The 17,602-nt window shown below is 69.1% G+C and carries 18 protein-coding genes; 1 reads left to right on the top strand and 17 read right to left on the bottom strand.

Going from position 1 to position 17,602, the window contains the following annotated elements:
- Positions 1-230 precede the first annotated feature (230 nt).
- The 10 genes from IE305_RS06670 to IE305_RS06625 form a co-directional block, all read right to left on the bottom strand.
- Positions 231-551: a hypothetical protein gene (locus tag IE305_RS06670; protein ID WP_190128502.1), complete on the bottom strand. Its 321-nt coding sequence runs from the start codon at positions 549-551 to the stop codon at positions 231-233.
- A 77-nt stretch (positions 552-628) separates the two neighbouring features.
- The gene (locus IE305_RS06665; protein ID WP_190128501.1) at positions 629-1,039 is read right to left on the bottom strand and encodes a hypothetical protein; all 411 of its coding nucleotides are present in this window, start codon (positions 1,037-1,039) and stop codon (positions 629-631) included.
- Positions 1,040-1,168: 129 nt separating this feature from the next.
- Positions 1,169-1,522, bottom strand: a complete 354-nt coding sequence (locus tag IE305_RS06660; protein ID WP_190128500.1) for a hypothetical protein — start codon at positions 1,520-1,522, stop codon at positions 1,169-1,171.
- A 26-nt stretch (positions 1,523-1,548) separates the two neighbouring features.
- On the bottom strand, positions 1,549-4,965 hold the full coding sequence (locus IE305_RS06655) for a hypothetical protein (protein ID WP_190128499.1): 3,417 nt from the start codon (positions 4,963-4,965) through the stop codon (positions 1,549-1,551).
- A 46-nt stretch (positions 4,966-5,011) separates the two neighbouring features.
- Positions 5,012-6,211 (bottom strand): hypothetical protein, encoded by a 1,200-nt coding sequence (locus IE305_RS06650; protein WP_190128498.1) that lies wholly within the window; start codon positions 6,209-6,211, stop codon positions 5,012-5,014.
- A complete protein-coding gene (locus tag IE305_RS06645) occupies positions 6,211-7,185 on the bottom strand; it encodes a hypothetical protein (RefSeq protein WP_190128497.1) in 975 nt (324 codons plus the stop codon). Before IE305_RS06645 ends, IE305_RS06650 begins: the two co-directional genes overlap by 1 nt.
- Positions 7,186-7,308: 123 nt before the next feature.
- Positions 7,309-8,250, bottom strand: a complete 942-nt coding sequence (locus tag IE305_RS06640; RefSeq protein WP_190128496.1) for a hypothetical protein — start codon at positions 8,248-8,250, stop codon at positions 7,309-7,311.
- Positions 8,237-12,271, bottom strand: coding sequence for a coiled-coil domain-containing protein (locus IE305_RS06635; protein ID WP_190128495.1), 4,035 nt, complete (start codon positions 12,269-12,271; stop codon positions 8,237-8,239). Before IE305_RS06635 ends, IE305_RS06640 begins: the two co-directional genes overlap by 14 nt.
- 282 nt (positions 12,272-12,553) lie before the next feature.
- On the bottom strand, positions 12,554-13,072 hold the full coding sequence (locus tag IE305_RS06630) for a hypothetical protein (protein ID WP_190128494.1): 519 nt from the start codon (positions 13,070-13,072) through the stop codon (positions 12,554-12,556).
- Positions 13,073-13,176: 104 nt separating this feature from the next.
- Positions 13,177-13,782, bottom strand: a complete 606-nt coding sequence (locus IE305_RS06625; protein WP_190128493.1) for a phage tail tube protein — start codon at positions 13,780-13,782, stop codon at positions 13,177-13,179.
- Positions 13,783-13,921: 139 nt separating this feature from the next.
- On the opposite strand from IE305_RS06625, the gene IE305_RS06620 reads away from it, so the two are divergent.
- Positions 13,922-14,107 carry a hypothetical protein gene (locus IE305_RS06620; protein ID WP_190128492.1) on the top strand — a complete coding sequence of 62 codons (186 nt, stop codon included), beginning with the start codon at positions 13,922-13,924 and terminating at the stop codon, positions 14,105-14,107.
- A gap of 15 nt (positions 14,108-14,122) precedes the next feature.
- Here IE305_RS06620 and IE305_RS06615 read toward each other — a convergent pair whose 3' ends face one another.
- The 7 genes from IE305_RS06615 to IE305_RS06585 all read right to left on the bottom strand — a co-directional run bounded on the left by IE305_RS06615 (position 14,123) and on the right by IE305_RS06585 (position 17,563).
- Positions 14,123-14,593 carry an XF1762 family protein gene (locus tag IE305_RS06615; protein ID WP_229890663.1) on the bottom strand — a complete coding sequence of 157 codons (471 nt, stop codon included), beginning with the start codon at positions 14,591-14,593 and terminating at the stop codon, positions 14,123-14,125.
- A gap of 14 nt (positions 14,594-14,607) precedes the next feature.
- Positions 14,608-15,036, bottom strand: coding sequence for a hypothetical protein (locus IE305_RS06610; protein WP_190128491.1), 429 nt, complete (start codon positions 15,034-15,036; stop codon positions 14,608-14,610).
- Positions 15,036-15,257, bottom strand: coding sequence for a hypothetical protein (locus tag IE305_RS06605; RefSeq protein WP_190128490.1), 222 nt, complete (start codon positions 15,255-15,257; stop codon positions 15,036-15,038). The genes IE305_RS06610 and IE305_RS06605 overlap by 1 nt, the downstream gene beginning before the upstream one ends.
- Before the next feature lie 87 nt (positions 15,258-15,344).
- The gene (locus tag IE305_RS06600) at positions 15,345-15,875 is read right to left on the bottom strand and encodes a hypothetical protein (protein WP_190128489.1); all 531 of its coding nucleotides are present in this window, start codon (positions 15,873-15,875) and stop codon (positions 15,345-15,347) included.
- Between the two features lies 1 nt (position 15,876).
- Positions 15,877-16,209, bottom strand: a complete 333-nt coding sequence (locus tag IE305_RS06595) for a hypothetical protein (protein ID WP_190128488.1) — start codon at positions 16,207-16,209, stop codon at positions 15,877-15,879.
- 21 nt (positions 16,210-16,230) lie between these two features.
- Entirely contained in the window at positions 16,231-17,094 is an 864-nt protein-coding gene (locus IE305_RS06590; RefSeq protein ID WP_190128487.1) for a hypothetical protein, read from the bottom strand.
- A gap of 10 nt (positions 17,095-17,104) precedes the next feature.
- Entirely contained in the window at positions 17,105-17,563 is a 459-nt protein-coding gene (locus IE305_RS06585; RefSeq protein ID WP_190128486.1) for a hypothetical protein, read from the bottom strand.
- Between the last annotated feature and the right edge of the window lie 39 nt (positions 17,564-17,602).

Genomic DNA, 17,602 nt, shown 5'->3' with positions numbered 1-17,602 from the left:
CCACTCCGTGTGCCGGGTCATCGCAGGAGCAACCACTCTCCGGCCCTGGACGCTCTACACGCGTGCAGTGGTCTCGGGCTGTGTGTCTGCTGGCCAGACCCAGGAGGAAAAGGAAGACCCAAACTCCCTGGCACCAGCAGCAACCCTCAACGCAGTGGGTTCGGCGGCGAGGCGGCCACCTTGATTCGGATGATACCCGCCGGCGTCCCGGCGGGTTACCGGACGCGGTGCTACTCGGCCTGTCCTGCGGGCTTCGGGCTGGTAACCGTCTCGATCATCGGGGCGACCTTGCTCGGCTTCCACAGCAGGTCGTACGTGGTCTGGGAGGCGGCAAGGACGGCGGTGAGGGTAGCGAAGGTAAGGGTGCCGTGCTGGAACTGTGCCCAGCCACCGGACGCCGCCACGGTGACGACGCCCGCGACCAGGGCGAGGACGACGGCGACCGCCTTCTTCACCTCCGCCGACCAGGCCGGGCGCTGGACGATCGCGGTGAGCAGCGGCAGGAGGGCACCGACCTGGGCGCCGGTGGTGATGGAGTCGAGAGTCGACATAGGGGTTCTGCCCTTCCGATGAGGTGACGTGGAGGGCAGAGCGTGCGGGTACCAGCGGGCTTGTGTCGTGTGCTGGGTTACGAGGGATCCCGTTGCTCGATATCGGCGACGATCTCAGCGGGCGGCTCGGGCACGGGGCGATGGAGAGCGTCGCGGATCAGATCGCGTAGGTCGTGGATGTATTCGACCGCAGCCGCCTTCCAGCGGCGCCATTGCCGCTGCTCCTCCTGCAGGTGCTCGACGCGGCGCTCGAGGTCGCTGTACTTCGCTTCCAGGGACGCCATTCGCTCTTGGGTCTGGTTGGCGGCCGCGCGCTGTTGTTCAAGGAGGCTGGTGAACCCGTCGGTGACTGTCTTGATCGCGGCCACGTGCGAGTCGCTGTCGTTCTTGCGCTTGGTCTGCCGGTACACCAACCACGCGCCCCCCAAGGCGCCGACCATCCCGAATAGTGGGGCAAGGATCGGCGCCAGTGAGACGAGCGCTTTCACTGGCGGCCCCTTGGTTGATCGGTCGGTAGGTGCGCGGGAGCCGGGACCCCAAGGCCCACGGCTCCCCGCGGGCCGTACGGTGCACGCCTGCGAGTTCTTGTGTCTCGTGCTGGCGGAGCGTTGCCGGTGTCACGGCGTCGGGGCGACACCGGCGGTCAGGTTCCAGGCGTCACGGACGGCGGTGAGGATCTGCTCGTCGGTGACGGCAGCCTGGGCGCTGTCCGGCTCGCCGGGTATGTGGCCGGCGGCTGCGGCGGCGGAGACGACGGGGTCGGAGGCGATGACAGGGGTCAGGCCGGGGCTGGTGAAGTCGTTGGGGGTGAGGACGGTGCGGGCGAGGGAGACCCGCAGCGGGTGGCCGGGGGTCTGCGGGTCTTCGGCCAGTACCTCCCGGGCGACGCGGGAGAAGGCCATGCGGACCCTCTGGCTGAAGGTCGGGTTGGCCAGGAGTTCGTGTTCGTGGAGGAGGGACAGCACCGACATGAGTGGAGCTCCTTTCATCGCAGTGATCACTTGGTGTAGGTGAGGCGGAGCTGGGGGAAGTTGGTGGCGTCGTAGCCCCGGGCGATGCCGTAGTAGGCCGAGGACGAGTTGTTCGGGTCCAGCGCGATGCCGCGGAACCATCCGGGATCGAAGATGCTGGTGATGTCGATCCATTTGCCTTCGTTGCGGGCAAAGCTGACGGTGAGCGATTTCGAGTCGCAGGAGAAGGTGCCGGGGCGGGAGCCGTGGCTGTGTGTCTTGAGGACCGCCCTGCCGCCGGCATTGTCGTACCAATGCTCGAAGTAGACGTACGCCTCGGCCTTGATCAGCTTGGCGCCGCTCAGGTCGGAGGCCACGCTCGAGGGGAAGCCGATCAGCGCGGCCTGCATGCCGTTGGTCGACGAGTAGTAGCCCTGGATCGCCTTGCTTCCGTAGTACGAGTTGTACGCGTTGCGGTTGGCGTAGCTCCCGGACCACGAGGCGTCGTAGGTGCGGACGTACTTCTGTTGCGGGGGTGCGCTCGTCCCTCCGCCGGTGTTGTACACGCCGGTCACCGGCACCGCGGGCCCGACGTCCTCGACGTACATGAGGCCGGGGTAGACGTCGCCACTCTTGAGGGACACCGACTGTCCGCTCGGCCCGTACATGTTGACGAAGGTCGTCAGCAGCCTGTGCTGCCCGGCGCCGAAGTCGGCTCCAGAGCGGACGGTCTCCAGTCGCACGCGCATCCAGTCGGATGTCGTGAGCTGGTGGATCGCCGACTGGATCTGGGGCGAGGAGATGCGTGGGGTGCTCGTTCCGCCGTCGCGGAGGAAGAGCTGCAGTTCCCCTCCCGGCGCGCTCGCGTCGGCGTAGACGTCCAGGACGACGCGGTACATGCGCGTGGGGTCGGCGGTGAAGGCGAGTTCGACGTACCCCAGTTCGCTGCCGCTTGTCGTGACAGCGGTGTACATCACCGCCAGGGCGACGATGCCGCGGGGAGCAGCATCGAGCAGCGAGGTGATGGGGTCGCCGCCGACGGTCAGGTGGCCAGCGACGGACAAGTCCTGGAAGCCCCCGTTTCCGTGCTGGTCGATGGTGGCGACCGGCACCCCGTCGGCTCGTAGGGTCACATAGTTGGGGCGTCCGGTGACCAGGGATACTGTCTCTTGGCCGTCGCCGTCGTAGAGGAGCAGGCCGAGCGGGGAGAGCTCGGCGCGGCCGCCGGCGGGGCCGGAAGAGAGGACAGGGCGGGCCTCGGCGTTGTCGTAGGCCACGGTGCCGGCCGTCGAGTCGACGGTGGACAGCATGATGCGGACTCGGACAGTGTTGGCCGGGGCCGCATCGGGTGCTACGCCCTGGATGCGCTGCCAGGAGCCGCGGATTACCTTGCCGTCGCCGGTGGTGACGGTGCTGACCCCGAGTGCAGTGCCTGCTGCGTCTTCCCACCGGGCGGAGATGCTCACCCGTGTCCCGGCCCAGTCGCTGGAGGCGAGGTAGTCCGTGGCCAGGAACATCTTCTGACCAGGCACTGCGGGGGCCACCGCGAGGGTGTGCGTGCGGGTGGTGGCCGTCGCTGCGGCGGCGTTGACCTGGATGGCTCGGGGGGTGTTGTTGCCGGGGGTGACGGTCGTCCACGACGTCTGGTCGAGGAGGCGTTGGTCGGTGACGGCGCCTTCGAAGGACGGATCGGCAATCAGGTTGCCGTCGGTGCCGAGCGACAGCTTGTCGGCGGATATCGCGCCGGCCTTGATGTGGCTCGCGGTGACCGCCCCCGCTTCGATCTTGGTGGCGGTAACCGAGTTGGCGGCCAGCTTGTCGGCGGTCACCGCCAGGGCGTCGAGCTTGTCCGCGGTCACCGCGAGGGAAGCGATCTTCTCCGCGGTGACGGCGAGGGCGACGAGCTTGTCGGTGGTGACGGCACCGGCGAGGATCTTCTCCGCAGTGATCGCCCCGGCGGCGACCGCGTTGGCGGTAACGGCGCCCGCGGTGAGCTCCGCGGCGGTCACGGAACCGGCCTGCAGCTCGCGCGCGCTGATCGCGTCGGCGGCGACCTTGCCAGCGGTCACCGCGTCGGTGGCGAGCGCTGCGGTGATGACGCTGCCGGCGACGAGATTCGTGGAGTCGACGAGGCCGGTCTTCAGGGCCTCGATCGTGACCATGTCGACCTGCATGACGCTGGTCAACGGGTTGCCGTCCAGGCCGTTGTAGTTCAGCCACAGGTATGGGGCAATGAAGCGCACGTCGGCGTGTACCAGGCCCGCCGAGCGGGGGTCGTTGTTCGGTCCGGCCGAGCCGTTTGCGCCCGCCGCTGCCCGGTCCTTCAGGTACCCGACAACGGTCACCCAGCCGTCGGTGGTGGTGATCGGGGTGCTGGATGCGGCCGCGTAGTAGTGGGCGTTCGGGCTGTTGGCGCCGTTGCGGTTGACCAGCGTCACCTTGTCCGCGCCGATACCGAGGACGCCGACGTAGAACGAGTCCGATCCTCCGGTGGGAGCGGTGAGCCGGATGCGGGCGCTGATGCGGTAGAGGGTGCCGGGCTCGTAGGGGGTGAGGGTGGTGCCGCGGAGCTGGACGAACCCCTGGGCCTGGCCCACGGCCTGGCCGGTCGGGGCGCTGGTGACGCTGGTGAGGTGACTCCAGACGGCCCCAGTGCCCTTGGAGAGGGGCTGCCACGTCGCGGGGTCGCCCATCGCGTCGACGTAGCGCTGGGCGGCGGAGTCCGAGAGCGCTCCGCCCAGGGCGTTGAGGGTGACGGCGCCGTCGGCAATCTTGCCGACGGTGACCGCGGCCTTGGCCAGCTTGTCCTCGAGGACCGCTCCGGTCGCGAGTGCAGCGGAGCCGACTGCTCCTAGCGCGATCTTTGCCTGGGTGACGGCGTTCTGGGCGAGCTTGACCTCGGTGACGATGCCGTCGACCAGGTCCTGGGGGACGGCTTGCCGGGGTAGCCCCTGGACGGCGGTGGACGACCGGCCGACGACGGCCGCGGTGTTCTGCCCGACGAGGCGGACCCACACCGGGGCGTAGCCCTCGATGGCGATGGTGGCCGTACCGCCGAGCGGAGCGGTGATCGTGGCGACCTGTGTGTTGACGGTCGGCGTGAAGTCCGGGGCCGGGCCGACGTGGACCTGGATGAGCGAGAAGTCCGTGGGCGTTCGGTAGGAGTCGTCCCACTGCCCGTCCCAGCCGACGAGGAGGCCGGCGAGCACCGGCTGGACGGTCGGCGGTGTGGGTGTCGGCGGCGGGCTGGTGTTGACGGGGACGAGGGCGACGCCGCCGTCCGGCTGGACGCCGACCGATCCCTTGAGGGTGCCCTTGGTGTCGTAGATGTCCATGGTGCCGCCCTCGATGCTGGTGTGGGCGGCCTGCGTGGAGCGTTCGAGGGCCTGGAGGCGGCGGTCGTAGTCGGCCAGCAGCGCCGCGAAGCGCCGGGCGTCGGACTGCGTGTCCAGGAAGTTGACCATGGCTGGGATGCTGTGTGGCCGCGGTGGTTTGTGTCGCGCGCTGTAGTCAGTAGTGGAAGGCGTCGGAGCGCTTCAGCGTGAGGACCACGGCTCCGTCGGCGCTGATCTCGTCGGCGACGATCCGGTGCCACACGTCGACGTCGCCGATCCATGGGACGTTGACCTGGACGCGTATGTCGTCGCCGAGCTGCCAGGCGCCCAGGGGTGCATTCGGGTGGTCGACGATCTGGATGGCGGGGATCTGCAGGGCCTGTGTGCGGCCAGCGAGTTCCTGTTCGCCGCGGGTGCGCAGCGCGGTGTCCGTGGCGAGCGTCTTGTCGGTGACGGTGGCGACGCGGCGCAGCCGTCCGTCGTAGCGGTGCACCTGGGCGCGGTTCATCTTGCGGCCTTCGCCCTTGCCCAGGACCACGATTTCGTTGGCGTAGTCGTCGCCCATGCCCTCGGGCTTGGCGATGGCGATGATGTTCTCGCCGTCGGCGAATCTGAGGTCGCTCCGCTTCCGGCCGAGCCGGGGGTTGCCGAGCCGGATGCGGTGCTCGATCGCGTTGCCGCCGCTGGCCCAGGCGTGTGTCTCGATCCAGTCGAAGGGCGTGGTGCGGGCGAGTGTGTCGAGCGACTGTCCGCAGTCGGGGTTGTCCCACCAGGCCAGCTCCCAGGGGCTGGAGCCGTCCTCCGCGCCGAGGAGCTCGCCGAGCCGGTGGGTGTCGATCTTCAGGCCGATGTCGCCGTATGGCCGACTCTGGATGTGGGACCAGATGTTGCGGAAGGCGTCGAATGCGTCGATGCGCGGGCCTCCGTAGGGCTTCGGCGGTGGCGGCACTCGCTGCTTGCCCTTCTCGCCGTCGATCCACCCGTCGTAATTTTTGTCCTTCCCGGCGTAGGGGTCCGGCGGCGTGATGAGGGCTCCTGAGACCATGTAGTCCTCGTACGGGATGCCCTGGGCGTAGCTGCTGAGGCCCTCGCAGCTGATGCTGGCCTTCGGCCCGTCGAACGTGGTCTTGGTGACCAGGCCGCCCCAGCGGATCACGCCGTCGATTTCCAGGTAAACCTTCGTGTCCCACTCCCGGATCATCGGCTTGCCATCCGCGCCGATCATCCGCGCGTATTCGGGATCGATGGTGCCGGCCATCGAGCCGGGACCGCTGAGGGTGCGCTTGGGGTTGGAGGACAGCGTGAAGGGGACCTCCCAGTCGAGGATCGTCTCGGGCAGCGCGCGCTGGGCGATGAAGCGCCAGCCGCTGGGCATCAGCGTTCCTCCGCGGTCGGGGCTTCGGTGAAGTCGATGTCGCAGATGATCGACGTCGAGCCGTCCACGGAGACGTCGCCCGTTTCGCTGCGGTGCATGTACGTCTGGAGGAAGAGGGGCTGCACTGTGCCGCGCATGGAGGCGGGGATGCCGAAGGAGTCGGCGATCACGACGGTGCAGCGGCGGATCATTCTGCCCTGGTCGTCGTTGATATCGGTGTCCTGGCCGAGGATGCCTCCGAAGCTGTGCTGCATTGAGGCGTAGACGTTGGCGTTGGTCATCCGGAAGCCGGCCAGCGTGGTAATGATCTTGACCTGGCTGGCCCACGGCGGAACGGCGATGTTCCACCGAGCCATTCCTGGCCAGTTGTGCCACTGGTTGTCGGAGTAGCCGAGCGTGCTCAGGTCGTCGGGGAAGGTGGTGTACAGGCGCCGGTCCCGGCGGGGGCTCACCATTTCGCGCAGGTCCGTGATCATGGCCTGGGTGATCGTGGAGGTGTTCGGCGGGATGTCGATGCGCGCGAGGGGTATGGCGGAGTCTCCGGAGCGGATCTGCCGGGCGCTCGTCGTCGTCTTCGGTACGCCGCTGATGACCCTGGTGAAGACGTACGGGCCGACCTTCGGGTCCGACGGGTTGGGCCAGGTCTCCCCGTAGGAGTAGGGGTTCTCCACCCGCGCCACGATCAGGTCGGAGCGGGCCGCGACGCCGGTGGCGGCGATGGGGACCTGTTCGGCGACGGGCAGGCGGGCCGCATACGACTGGTAGGCCGAGCCGGGCGCCCGGTTCGTGACTGCGCACGCCCCGGGCAGGACCTGCACGGCGGCCGCCGGCGTGGACAGTGCCCTGACCTGGAGGTCACCGGAGCCGACTATGCCCTCGGCGCCGCCGAAGGCCGCGTAGGCCAGGAGCCTCGCCACCTCCGAGGAGTGCTCCGCTCCGCCTTCGGTGAACCACGGGACGCCGTCCCACGTCATCGCTACTCCCTCTGTTGTGCGCATCGAGCGGAGGGACTGTCGGGGGCGCGCGGCCATAACGTCGCGCCCTGAGCTGCGGGCGCGGGCGGCTTGCACAATTGGGCAAGAATGATCTTGGTCCGGCTACAGGTGTGAGTAGGCGTCGCGCCAGGCCACCGTCATGTATGCGGTTCCGGTTGCGTCGGTCCCGCGCAGCACGAAGTCCTGCCGGCCCACGGGCAGCCGCAGGTCCTCCAGGCGGGGCGAGCCGCGGTACAGCAGCCCGGCCACGCTCGCGTTGCCGTTGCGCAATACCGTCCGCGCCCACGGCCGTGGGTCGATGACCACGTGCTCGCCCACGTCGAGCGTCAGGTCGAGGTTCACCTTCCACCAGTCGACGACTTCGCAGGCGGGTTGGGTGATGGGCCCGTAGATCGTGATGACGGGCCAGGTGGGCTTGGTGCCGCCGACGATCCGGTCACCCTGCACCACCCCCTTGCTCCGGCCGGTCATCGTCAGCGGCGTGGTCAGCGGGCCCACGAGGCCGGGGTGCGGCGGAGGCTGGATGTCGATGCGGGCGACCTGCTCGACCTCGTCGTACGCGGTGTCGTCCTGGCATACGAAGGTGCACGCCACCGGCGTGTAACCCTGCCGTGTCAGCTTCGACGCGGCGGGCGCCCACTTGCGAGGACGGCCGTAGAAGCGGCGAGCGCGGCCGCCCTGCACGGTGGACAGCACCGCCGGCGTGGCGAACCGCAGGCGCAATGCCTCGGCATCCCACACCTGGCCCATCACTGACAGCCGGTCGAGGTTCGCCCCGTGACGACCGTGCTGCGTGGGGGCGTCGTCGACCGCATCGACGCCGACCTCGAACGTGATCGTGGCGGCGGACTTCCAGTCCTGGCCGAAGCGGACGCCGTCGGCGCGCGGCATGGGGGTGTCCCCGGTGTCGATGTCGCCGTACGTGATCTCGAAAGCGTCGGTCAGGTAGTAGCCGGTTCGGATAGTGCCGAACGTGAATGCGGCGCCGGGGTGGACCCCATTGGAGCTGTACGACAGCTTCCACTCGCCCTCAGCCAGCGACATGTGCGCCTCCCATCCGTATGCGGCGCAGCTCGAACATCGCGTCGTTCAGGGCCTCTCCTGGGTTCATGGGGCGGCCGGTCATTGTGAGGTTGAGGTCCCCGCCGATGAGGGCGGGGCTGGCCGCCTGCGGGACGGAAGCCCGCGGCGCGGCGGTGCGGGTGCCGCGGTTGATGGCGACCGCGCCGCCGGCGTACTGGCGAAGGGCTCCGTTCGCCCACGTGACGACACCGCCGAACTGCCGCACGACCTCTTCGACGATCTGCTTGGACCGGGTCCGTTTGGCGGAGCTGAGGGGGATGTAGGCTTCACCGCCGGTCTCCGGTTCGGCCCACAGGCGCCACTCGCCAGGCCGTGCGATCTGTGCGACGTGCCGCTCGGTCCCGGCGGCGAACGCCTGGATGCGGCTGGTGGCGCGGCGGATGCCGCCGTTGGCGAACCGCAGGATTCCGCCGTTCGCGTGCTCGGAGACGTAGGGCTTTCCCGATGTCGTGTACTCGACGGTGACGGTGACCGTCTTGCCGGTCAGGCCGTTGATCTTGTTCTGGATCGCCTGGACCTGCTGGAGCGGCGTCGAGTTCGGCGCCGTGATCTCGATCTGCTTGCCCTTGAGTTCCTTGACCTTGTAGCCGAGATCCCTGATCGCCTGCTGCGCCGTCGCGGTCGGCGCCTCCATCTTCAAGGTCTTGCCCGGGGGCAGGCCCGCCACCTGGTTGCGGATCGACGTGAGGTCGCCGGTCGCCTGCTGGACGATCGCGTTGACCGTCACGTCCTTCCGGTTCGGGGCGTTGGCAATGTCCTGGGCCAGGGCGGCGACGCTCAGGCGCGCGCCATCGGTCGGCGCGGTGATCGTCACCTGCTTGCCGCCCGGCAGCACCTGCACCTGGAAGCCGAGCGCTTGCAGCTGCGCCCGTGCCTCCGCCGTGGGCGCGGTCACGGTGATCGACTTGCCGGCGCCGAGGCCCTCGAGTTGACCGCGAAGTCCGAGGACTTCGGCGGTGGCCTGCGGGATGCCCTGGGTGGTCATCAGCGTGGTGACGGTTTCCGGGATGAACCCCATCTGGTCCGCGAGCGCCTTGGCCTGCTGTTCGGGAATGCCCATGTCCATGGCGAGCTGGATCGCCTTCGCGCGGGCCCGTTCCATGGCCTCTTGGCCCTTGTTCATGGCCTCGGACATGGGCATCAGACCCTGCTCGGAGGCTTCCTGGGCACGGGTGGCGACTCCGAGCATCGCGTCGCGCAGTTCGGTGAGCTGGCTGTTGAGGCTCTGGCCGTTGCGGGTCGAGGTGTTCACCAGTCCGTCGTTGTCGACGAGGGCCTGGCCCCAGCCCTGGGCCCGGTCGATGTTGCCCTTCATCGTGTCGTCGATCTGCAACATCACGCTGTTGAGCTGGGCTGTTGCGTCGTGGAACGACTGCTGGTTGCCGTTGAGGGCGTTGAGGGCTCGGCGCAGGGCGTCCACCCGCTCGTCCGCGCTCTTGGTCTTGTCGCTGAATCCCTGCACGGCGGCCTGGAGTCGGCTGTACGCGGAGGTGCCGGTGCTGGCCGATCCGTTGACTGCTTCGTTCAGCTCCTTCGCTCTGGACTTCGACTTGTCCAGTTCACCGCTCATGTCCCTCAGGGCGTCGGCGGCGGCCTTGTACTTCTCGCCCTGGGGCGTCATTTTCAGGACGTCGGCCTTGGGTCCCATCGAGACGTAGTGCTCGGTCTCCTTCGCGAGGCCGCGCAGCTTCTTTTCCAGCCCCTCGATGGAGCCCCCTTGGTCGAGGTAGGCATCCGTGACCTGCTTGAGGGTGACGTCCGCACTGCGGAGGACGTCGACGAGCTTGCCCTTGCCGCTGGAGAGCTTGACGTCCTGGAGGTACTGCGCCGCCTGGGCCCTGACGTTCGCGTCGATCTGCCCGTTCGAGTCGGCGAGGGCCTGGGCCAGGGAGTTGATGCGTTCCTCGTGCGCGGCAGCTGCGCGGGCTGCGGCCTCCTGTTTCGCGGCGAGCAGGCCGAGCCCGATCGTGACGCCGGCGATGGCGATGCCGAGGGGGCCGCCGAGCGCGGACACCATGCCGCCCACGGCGCTTGACGCCACCCGGTTCGCGGCTCCGATGCCGCGCAGGGTTCCGGACAGTCGACCGCCGTCGGCGGCTGCCCCGCGATAGGCGGTGCGCATCTGGTTCCAGATGGAGACCTGCTGTCCGGCAACGGCAGTGCCGTTGCGCAGGACGCCCACCGTGGTGTTCATGGACTGACCTGCGGCCATGATCGACGTGCCGAAGCCGCGCAGCATGCTCGTGACTCCGCTGATCACCTTGAGGGCGAGCATGGTGCCGAGGAGGGCGGCCAGCGCGGTGTTCGCTCCGGGGACCGCGCTCATCAGCGCGTTGAAGACGTGCAGCAAGCCGTTGAAGGCGGCCAGGAGAACCCCGAGGCCGCTGCCGGCGGCGGAGAGGTTTCCGATTGCGGTGGCCAGGTTGGAGACCAGGCTGATCAGCGCGGGACCGATCGAGTGGCCGATCGAGTTGAAGAAGGTCCCCAGGGCGGGCATCAGCTCCGTCCTGATCTGCCGGATCAGATCGGTGACACTGTTGTCCTTCGCGGCCCGGCCCAGGCCACGAAAAAAGTCGCCGACGAGGCGGTTCAACTCGGTGAACGTCGGGGCGGCGTCGGCGAAGAGCTCCTTCATCGACGTCTGGCCCTTGGCCGAGTTCGCCCACCGCTTGAAGCGGATCATGGTGCCCTCGAACCCGTCGAGCAAGGCGTTGCCGCTGTCCTGCGCGGCCCTACCTACACCACCGAGGCCCTTGACCAGATCCCACGTGGAACGGCCGAACTGGGCGGCCTTGTCCCCGGCGTGATCAAGGAACTTAGCCAAAGAGCCGGTCTCTCGTCCGGCCTGGATGGAGGCGCGCGACCACTGCGTGAAACGTTCGACGCCGCCGCTGACTCGCTCGACGAAAGGGCCGGAGGCCACCAGGAAATCGAGACTCGCGTGGCCGAGGTTCGCGAGACCATCGGTCATGTGCCCGATGGCGGTGCTGTTGGTGGATGCGATCTTCTTGAAGTCCCGGCGGAACGGGCCGGACTGCATGAACTGTGCCCCGCGCTTGGCCAGGTTGCCCATCTGGCCTGCGACGCCGCCAAGCGAGTCCTCCAGTAGGGGCAGCGTCGCGGAGGACAGCGGCTTGATCTCGCCCTCGACCTGCGAGAAGAAACGTTCCTGCACGGACTGGCGCATCTTGCGCCATGCGCCGCTCAGGCTCGCGACCGTCGTCACGGTCTTGCGGGCCGAGGCCGAGAGCCCGTCGAGGGACTGGGCAAGGGCCAGCTGCTGGGCCTTGGTCTGCTGGGCGCCGGAGGCGGCCTGCTGCTGCGCCTTGAGCGTCTGCTTCAGTGCCTCGCCGAACCCGCCGAAAGCCACCTTCGTGCCGATCGCGGCGGTGCCGGCCGCGACGATCAGACCGGGTATCGCGCCAAGGACGCCGACGGCGGGCGCGGCGGCGGAGACGAGCGCGGTCAGCCCTGCGCCGTACTGGGTGAGCGCCGCGACGGCAGGTTGTGCCACGGCGAGCAGGGAGCCGATGCCGAGCATCCGCATCGACCTGCGGCCATGCGGCATCTGCATCCGCACCGGCACGTTGACCGGGGTGCGGTCGGCCTCCCCCTGCGCGCCGCGGATCAGGTCGCGGATGCCGGAGAGCAGACCCCCGCGGCTATTGCCGTCGGAGTCACCGTCGGGCCGGACCGGGACGCGGACGTCCGTACTGGCGAGGCGCCGCGCGATGTTGTCCAGCTCGGCACGGAGCCGCTGGTCGTCGACCTTGATCTTGACCTTGGCGCTGACGCCCTTCGATGCCTCCTTGACGGCGGTTTCGAGCTTCTTGCGCAGGCCCTTGGAGTCGACCTTGACTTTGACCTTGACGGCCAGGCCCTCGGCGGCCGCCTCGACCTTCGTGCGCAGTTCGCGTGCGAACCCGGCGAGGTCGGCGACGACCGGCACGTCAAGACGGCCAGCCTGAAGGCCCTCAGCCACTGCGGACCATTCCTCTCTGCATCGCGGCCGCGAGCATCTGCTGGTGCCCCGTGAACTTGGGGGCGGGCTGCGGCTGCGCGCCGGACCGCCGGGGGGCGGCGTCGGCGGGGTTGAACGGGCGAGGGATGGACGTTGGTTCGTCACGTCGCCGGTCGGCGGCCAGGATGCTGACCTCTTCGATCAGCTGCGCCAGGAGCTCTGTCTCCTTGGTCCACCCGTTGATCTGGGCGGACTGGACGCGGGAGTCCTCGGGGAGGCCGTCGATCAGGACGATCAGACGCCTCAGTCCGAGGAAGCCGGGCTCTCCGGGCTGTCGCCAGATGCCTCGGGCGTCGAGCCCGTGGAATCGGCTGAGGTCGGACTCGACGTCTCCCCAGCGCTCTCGGAGGAGCCGACCAGTCCGAAGGACTTTCCCAGGTCAACGCCGTAGACCTTGACGAGGCCCATGGTGAGGCGGACGTACGTGGGGAGGGAGGGGCCCAGTTCCTCGAACCGCTTGTACTCCTCCTTGCCCAGGAGGATGCGGTGAACCTCGTAGATCGCCTCGACGAACCGGCGCGGCAGGTGAGGGCGCTTGAAGATGAGGTCGATGACGACGGACGCGGTCGGGTTCTCGCTGGCTTCGACGACGTCGCGCAGGAGGCCGACGAGGTCGAGGTCGTCGGAGAGCAGTGGGTCGAGCGTCTTGGCCGGCAGTTCGGCCGGGTAGATGAACTGCTCCTCGCGGAACTTGACCGGTATGCCGTGGGGGTAGCGGACCTCGCGGCGCTCGGCGGCGTCGAGGTCGATGACGAAGGACATGAAGTGCTGGCCTCTCGTGTGTGCGGGCTGAGTCGCGGGGTGCGGCAGCGCGCGGACACTGGCAAGCCGGTGGGGCTTGCGTCGCGCGCTGCCGCGGCGAGAGGTCAGGCAGCCGCCGGGGGTGCGGCCGGGGCGGGCGCGAAGCTCGGATCGTTGGTGATGACGTACCAGGCGTCGGAGTCATCGCCGCCCTGAACGGCCAGGCGGAGGGGCAGGACCGCTTCCTTCGTCTTGGCGAGTTCGGTGTTCACGCCCTCCATCTGCATGGAGCGCGGGACCATGTAGCGGTAGTTCTTGCCGCCGTCGATCACCTCGATGCACGCGGCGATCTCGGTTCGCGAGCCGATCCTTGGAGGCGTGAACTTGTAGTGCTTCTTGTTGTCGGCGGCTGTGACTGTGTCGATCTGGCCACCGCCGTACACGGCCCGGAAGTTCTCGCCGGACCACTGCTGGAGATCGACCTCGATGGTCGACGCGTCCTGGGTCTGGAAGGTTCGGGTCGGGTACGAGGACTGGGCGCTGCGGACAGTTTCGAAGTTCGGTTCGTTGTTGAACTTCAAACTGTCCTCGGTGGTGAGGCCGACGGCGCGCCAGCCCGCGGGCATCGCGACGGTGGCGTCGGCCGGCGCGGCCGTGCCGACTACAGCGAGCCACACGCGGGTGAGCGAGGGGATGACGATTTCGTTGTTGTTGGCGGTCTCGCCTGCCATGACGTGCTGCTCCCTGGGGGTCCGGTGATCGGGCCCCGGAACCTTGGGGAGAGCAGGGGGCTAACGTCGCGTGCTGGCTGAGCAGCTCCAATTGGCAAGATCGTCCGCGTGCGGGTCGAGCCGTCCGTATGCTCCGATCATGGCCACTACTGCGGAAGACTTCGTGCAGAACCACGGCAAGCTGCTGACCGGTGCGCTGATGACCTTGAAGCTCCGGCTGATCGCTGACGGAGACCGGAGTGCACAGGTGCGGCAGAGCACAGCGGGGCAGTTGGAGGAGATAGAGGAGGCTTTGAGGGGGCTGAACCAGCTCGGCGTGAATTAGCCGCTTTGGCTGAAGCTATGGGGCCTCCCACAGGGTCCGAGCGACATACTCGGTTCCTGTGCGCGTGCGAGGGCGGCTCGCGCAGTGCCAGCCCCCGCGGGGCGGTCGCTGCGCGATGATCCGCCACCCGGCACCTCGAAGACTCGCTCCGGACTCTCCATCCTGGCTGTACGTGATCAGACGGGAGTAACCGAGAGCCTGTGCCGCGCGCCAGCAGGCTCCGTAGAGCATGCTGTTGGCGTTGCGGACGCCGTCCGTCGCCGTGCGGGTCACCTCCAGGGTTTCGCCATCGTCGAGGTGGCGGGCGACGGGGCGGCCGACGATCGCGACGGCCCGTAGGACGCCGTGCTGATCAGCAGCCCCGACAGTGAACACCGCGCCGGGTGGTGGCCGGTGATGCCGGTGCCACTCGGCGACGAACTCCTTCGCCTGCTTCTGCCGCAGGGGCACGAGGTGCAGGCGCACCCTCTCGTCGTAGGTGTCCACGGCCGGGCCCTCGCCTACGGGTGCAGGGTGACCAGCAGGCCGAAGAGCCATCGCGGCTGCCCGTCGACAAGCGGGGACCACAGGAGTGTGCCGGAGGGCCGAACACCGCTGATGACGGGCTGGCCGGGCGCGTGCGGGCTGTCGGGCAGTTCGGCGGCGGCGGCCGCGCAGACGAGGATGATCCGCCGCAGTTCGGCCTGCCCCGGCCAGCCGCCGGGGTCGCCGTATACCTCCAGGGTCACCTCGGGCTCCGTCGCCCACGTCAGCGTGCGCATGTCCCCGCCGGGCCCGTGGGTGACACGCAGATGCGGCCACGGCGCCTCGGAGATCCCGGACACGCGGCCGGGGCCGCCCAGGGCCTCGGCCACACGCGGGTGCTTTTGCAGCCAGGTAATAAGTGCCGAGACCGGGTCGGCGTGAGCGAGTTCGTACGTCGCAGCCATCAGGTACGGGAGACGTAGCCCTGCCGACGCAGGCGGCGGGCGTAGTCGGAGGGCACGCGGATCTTGGCGCCCGGCAGGTAGCTGGTGCCCTCGATATTGAGGTGGTGCGACAGGGTGATGGTCTCCATCCCCGCGCCGAAGGCGGAGGTGACGTGGACGGTGTTGACCTCGTCGGCCGGGGCCTCCGGCGCGGCGGTCTTGGTGAGGTTCTTCGTAGTCATGCCGTGCACTGTGAGCGGCGGAAGGTGCTTGCGTCGCGGGCTCCCGCGACAGGGAACGACTACAAGGTCACCTTCTCTCTGACGGTCTCAGCGTCGCGCCGCCACGGTCGCTGCGGCGCGGGCCATGAAGTGGGTGCCGTCGGCGATCAGGTTGCCGGGGTAGACGGTGCCCACTTCGGCCTCGACGACCATCGGGGCGCGCGCGGTGACGGTCACGGTGACCTTCTTGCCCGTGATGACCGGCTGCCCGGTGCTGATGTTCCGGGCGATGCCGTCGGGGTCGATCGCCGTTGCGCACCGGCAGTTCTTCAGGTTCGCGACGGCGCGGGAAGAGCGGTCGCGGGGCTCGGTCATGTACGTGTTCGAGCCCACGCCCCTGTGTTTGCGGTCCCAGTCCATGCTGTTGATCGTGAAACGCAGGTTGCCGGGCACGACTTGGCCCTGCGCCTGGATATGGGTGGGCCGGACCTTGTCGTCGGCCATCGTGACCCACCGCTTCGTGGGCGGGGCGAGGCGCTTGGCTTCGACTTCGACCTGGTGGGCGATGCGCTGGACGTGGGGGGCGATCATGCGCGCCAGCAGCGTTTCCAGCGCGGGATTCACGGTGAACTTCGCCATGTCACGGCACTTCCGGCGGGTTGCGGGTGGCGGTCACCTGGACGTAGTCGGCGGCCGGGCAACCGGGCACCCGGTGGTCGCGGGCGGTGGTAACGGTCCACGACATGCCGGTCTCGTCGCCGACGATGTCGCCGGGCTCCACGGGCCAGGAGGCTGGGTCCAGGCGCAGGGACCATGTGCCGTCCGGCTGCTCCAGCGCGGAGCCGGGCCAGGTCCCGCGCCGCTCGGACCGTTGGGTCGGGTCCGGCGGCACCGGGACGCCGTTCGCGTCTCTGGCCCACGGGTGCTTGAGCGCGTACAGGGTCAGCTGCCGGTTCGCGAGGACGACGGCCATCGACTCAGCCCCTCCCTCTGATCAGCGCCAGCGCCGGCGGCTGGACGAGTACGGCCACGGCGCCCGCGGCGGCCGGGACAGCGGCTCGAACACCAGGCGTCGCAGCCTGCTGAGGCTGTCGATCGTGGGCAAGGCGCCAGCCTGCCCTGCGGCCGGCGCGGCGTCGTAGGAGATGGACTGTCCTTCGGCGCTCACCGAGGACACCCGGCGTCCCGCTCCTGCGCCCTGGTCCTGGCGCTGCCGGATCGACTCGGCGGCGTGTGCGACCACGTACCGCACCACCGACTCCTCCTGGGCGCCGTTCAGGCCGACGAGGAGGTCAACGTCGTACGTGCCGTCGGAGTTGGGCCGGCAGGAGACCACTTCGGCGATGTCGTCGAGGTGGACCGGCCAGGCGTCGATGTCGTCGAGCGCGTCCGTCCAGCGCGGTGTGACGCCGCGCAACGTCGTCGCGCGCGGCACCAGGGACGGCCGGTTGAGGTACGCGGCGACGTCCGCCTGCGCGTTGCGGATCTCCTCCTCGTACCTGCTGCGCTGCGGGGAGGTGAGGGGCAGCGGGACGCCGAGAGCATCCGCGACGGCTTCGGGAGACCCGACCAGGCCCTGGCCCAAGGGGAGGTCGAGGCGTACAGACGTATCCCGGACGGACTGCCCGCTCGAGTTGGGGGTGAAGGTGACCGCACCCCAGTAGCGGCCTGGTGGAACGGTGAGCACGTCGAAGCGGTATACCCCGGCCCGGAGGTGAACGGCGGGGGCCGCCGAGGCGACCACGGGTCCGTTGCGTTCGGGCGTGGTGTACAGGTCGAGGCGGGTCACCTCACCGCCGGCGGGGGCCGGGTCGTAGTGCGCCCCGGCCCACATGGGCGTGTAGTCGTAGACCGACACCCCTCGCTCCTTACTGGTCGCTGCCGGTGCGCGCGGCCTGCGCGTCGAGGCGTTCGCGGATGCGGGCGGCGATGCCCTCGGAGACGACGGCGCCCTTGGGCTGGAGGAGTCGGGTGACGGGGTTGTGGTGCGGTCCGAGGAAGGTGCGTTCGACCAGACGCACGGTGCACTGGAGGGTCGAGCCGAACGGGGTGAGCGGCACGAATACAGCGTCGGGGTTCACGGGCGGCTGGCCGGTGGCGTCGTCGAGGATGACGTCCGACAGGTTCTCCTCGTCGGGGATGACCTCGGTCGGGGTGACGTACGGGCTCGGCGCCGGGGGCTCTGGGGCCTCGTCGACGTGCGGCGGCTCGAGCGGAGCGACGTCCGGCACGGCGGGGGCCGAGTCAGTCTCGGGGGTGGCTGCCTGGGCAGGAGCCTCCTCGGGAGCCGTCTTGGCGGTCTTGCGGGTGCGGGCGGTGGTGGTCATGGGTGGCTCCTCAAGCGGTGTCAGTCCGAACGCGCGCAC

The sequence above is a fragment of the Streptomyces mashuensis genome (genome assembly GCF_014654785.1).
GTDB lineage: Bacteria > Actinomycetota > Actinomycetes > Streptomycetales > Streptomycetaceae > Streptomyces > Streptomyces mashuensis.
Note: the sequence above shows the minus strand (reverse complement) of the source record. Positions and strands in the feature narration are given on the sequence as shown.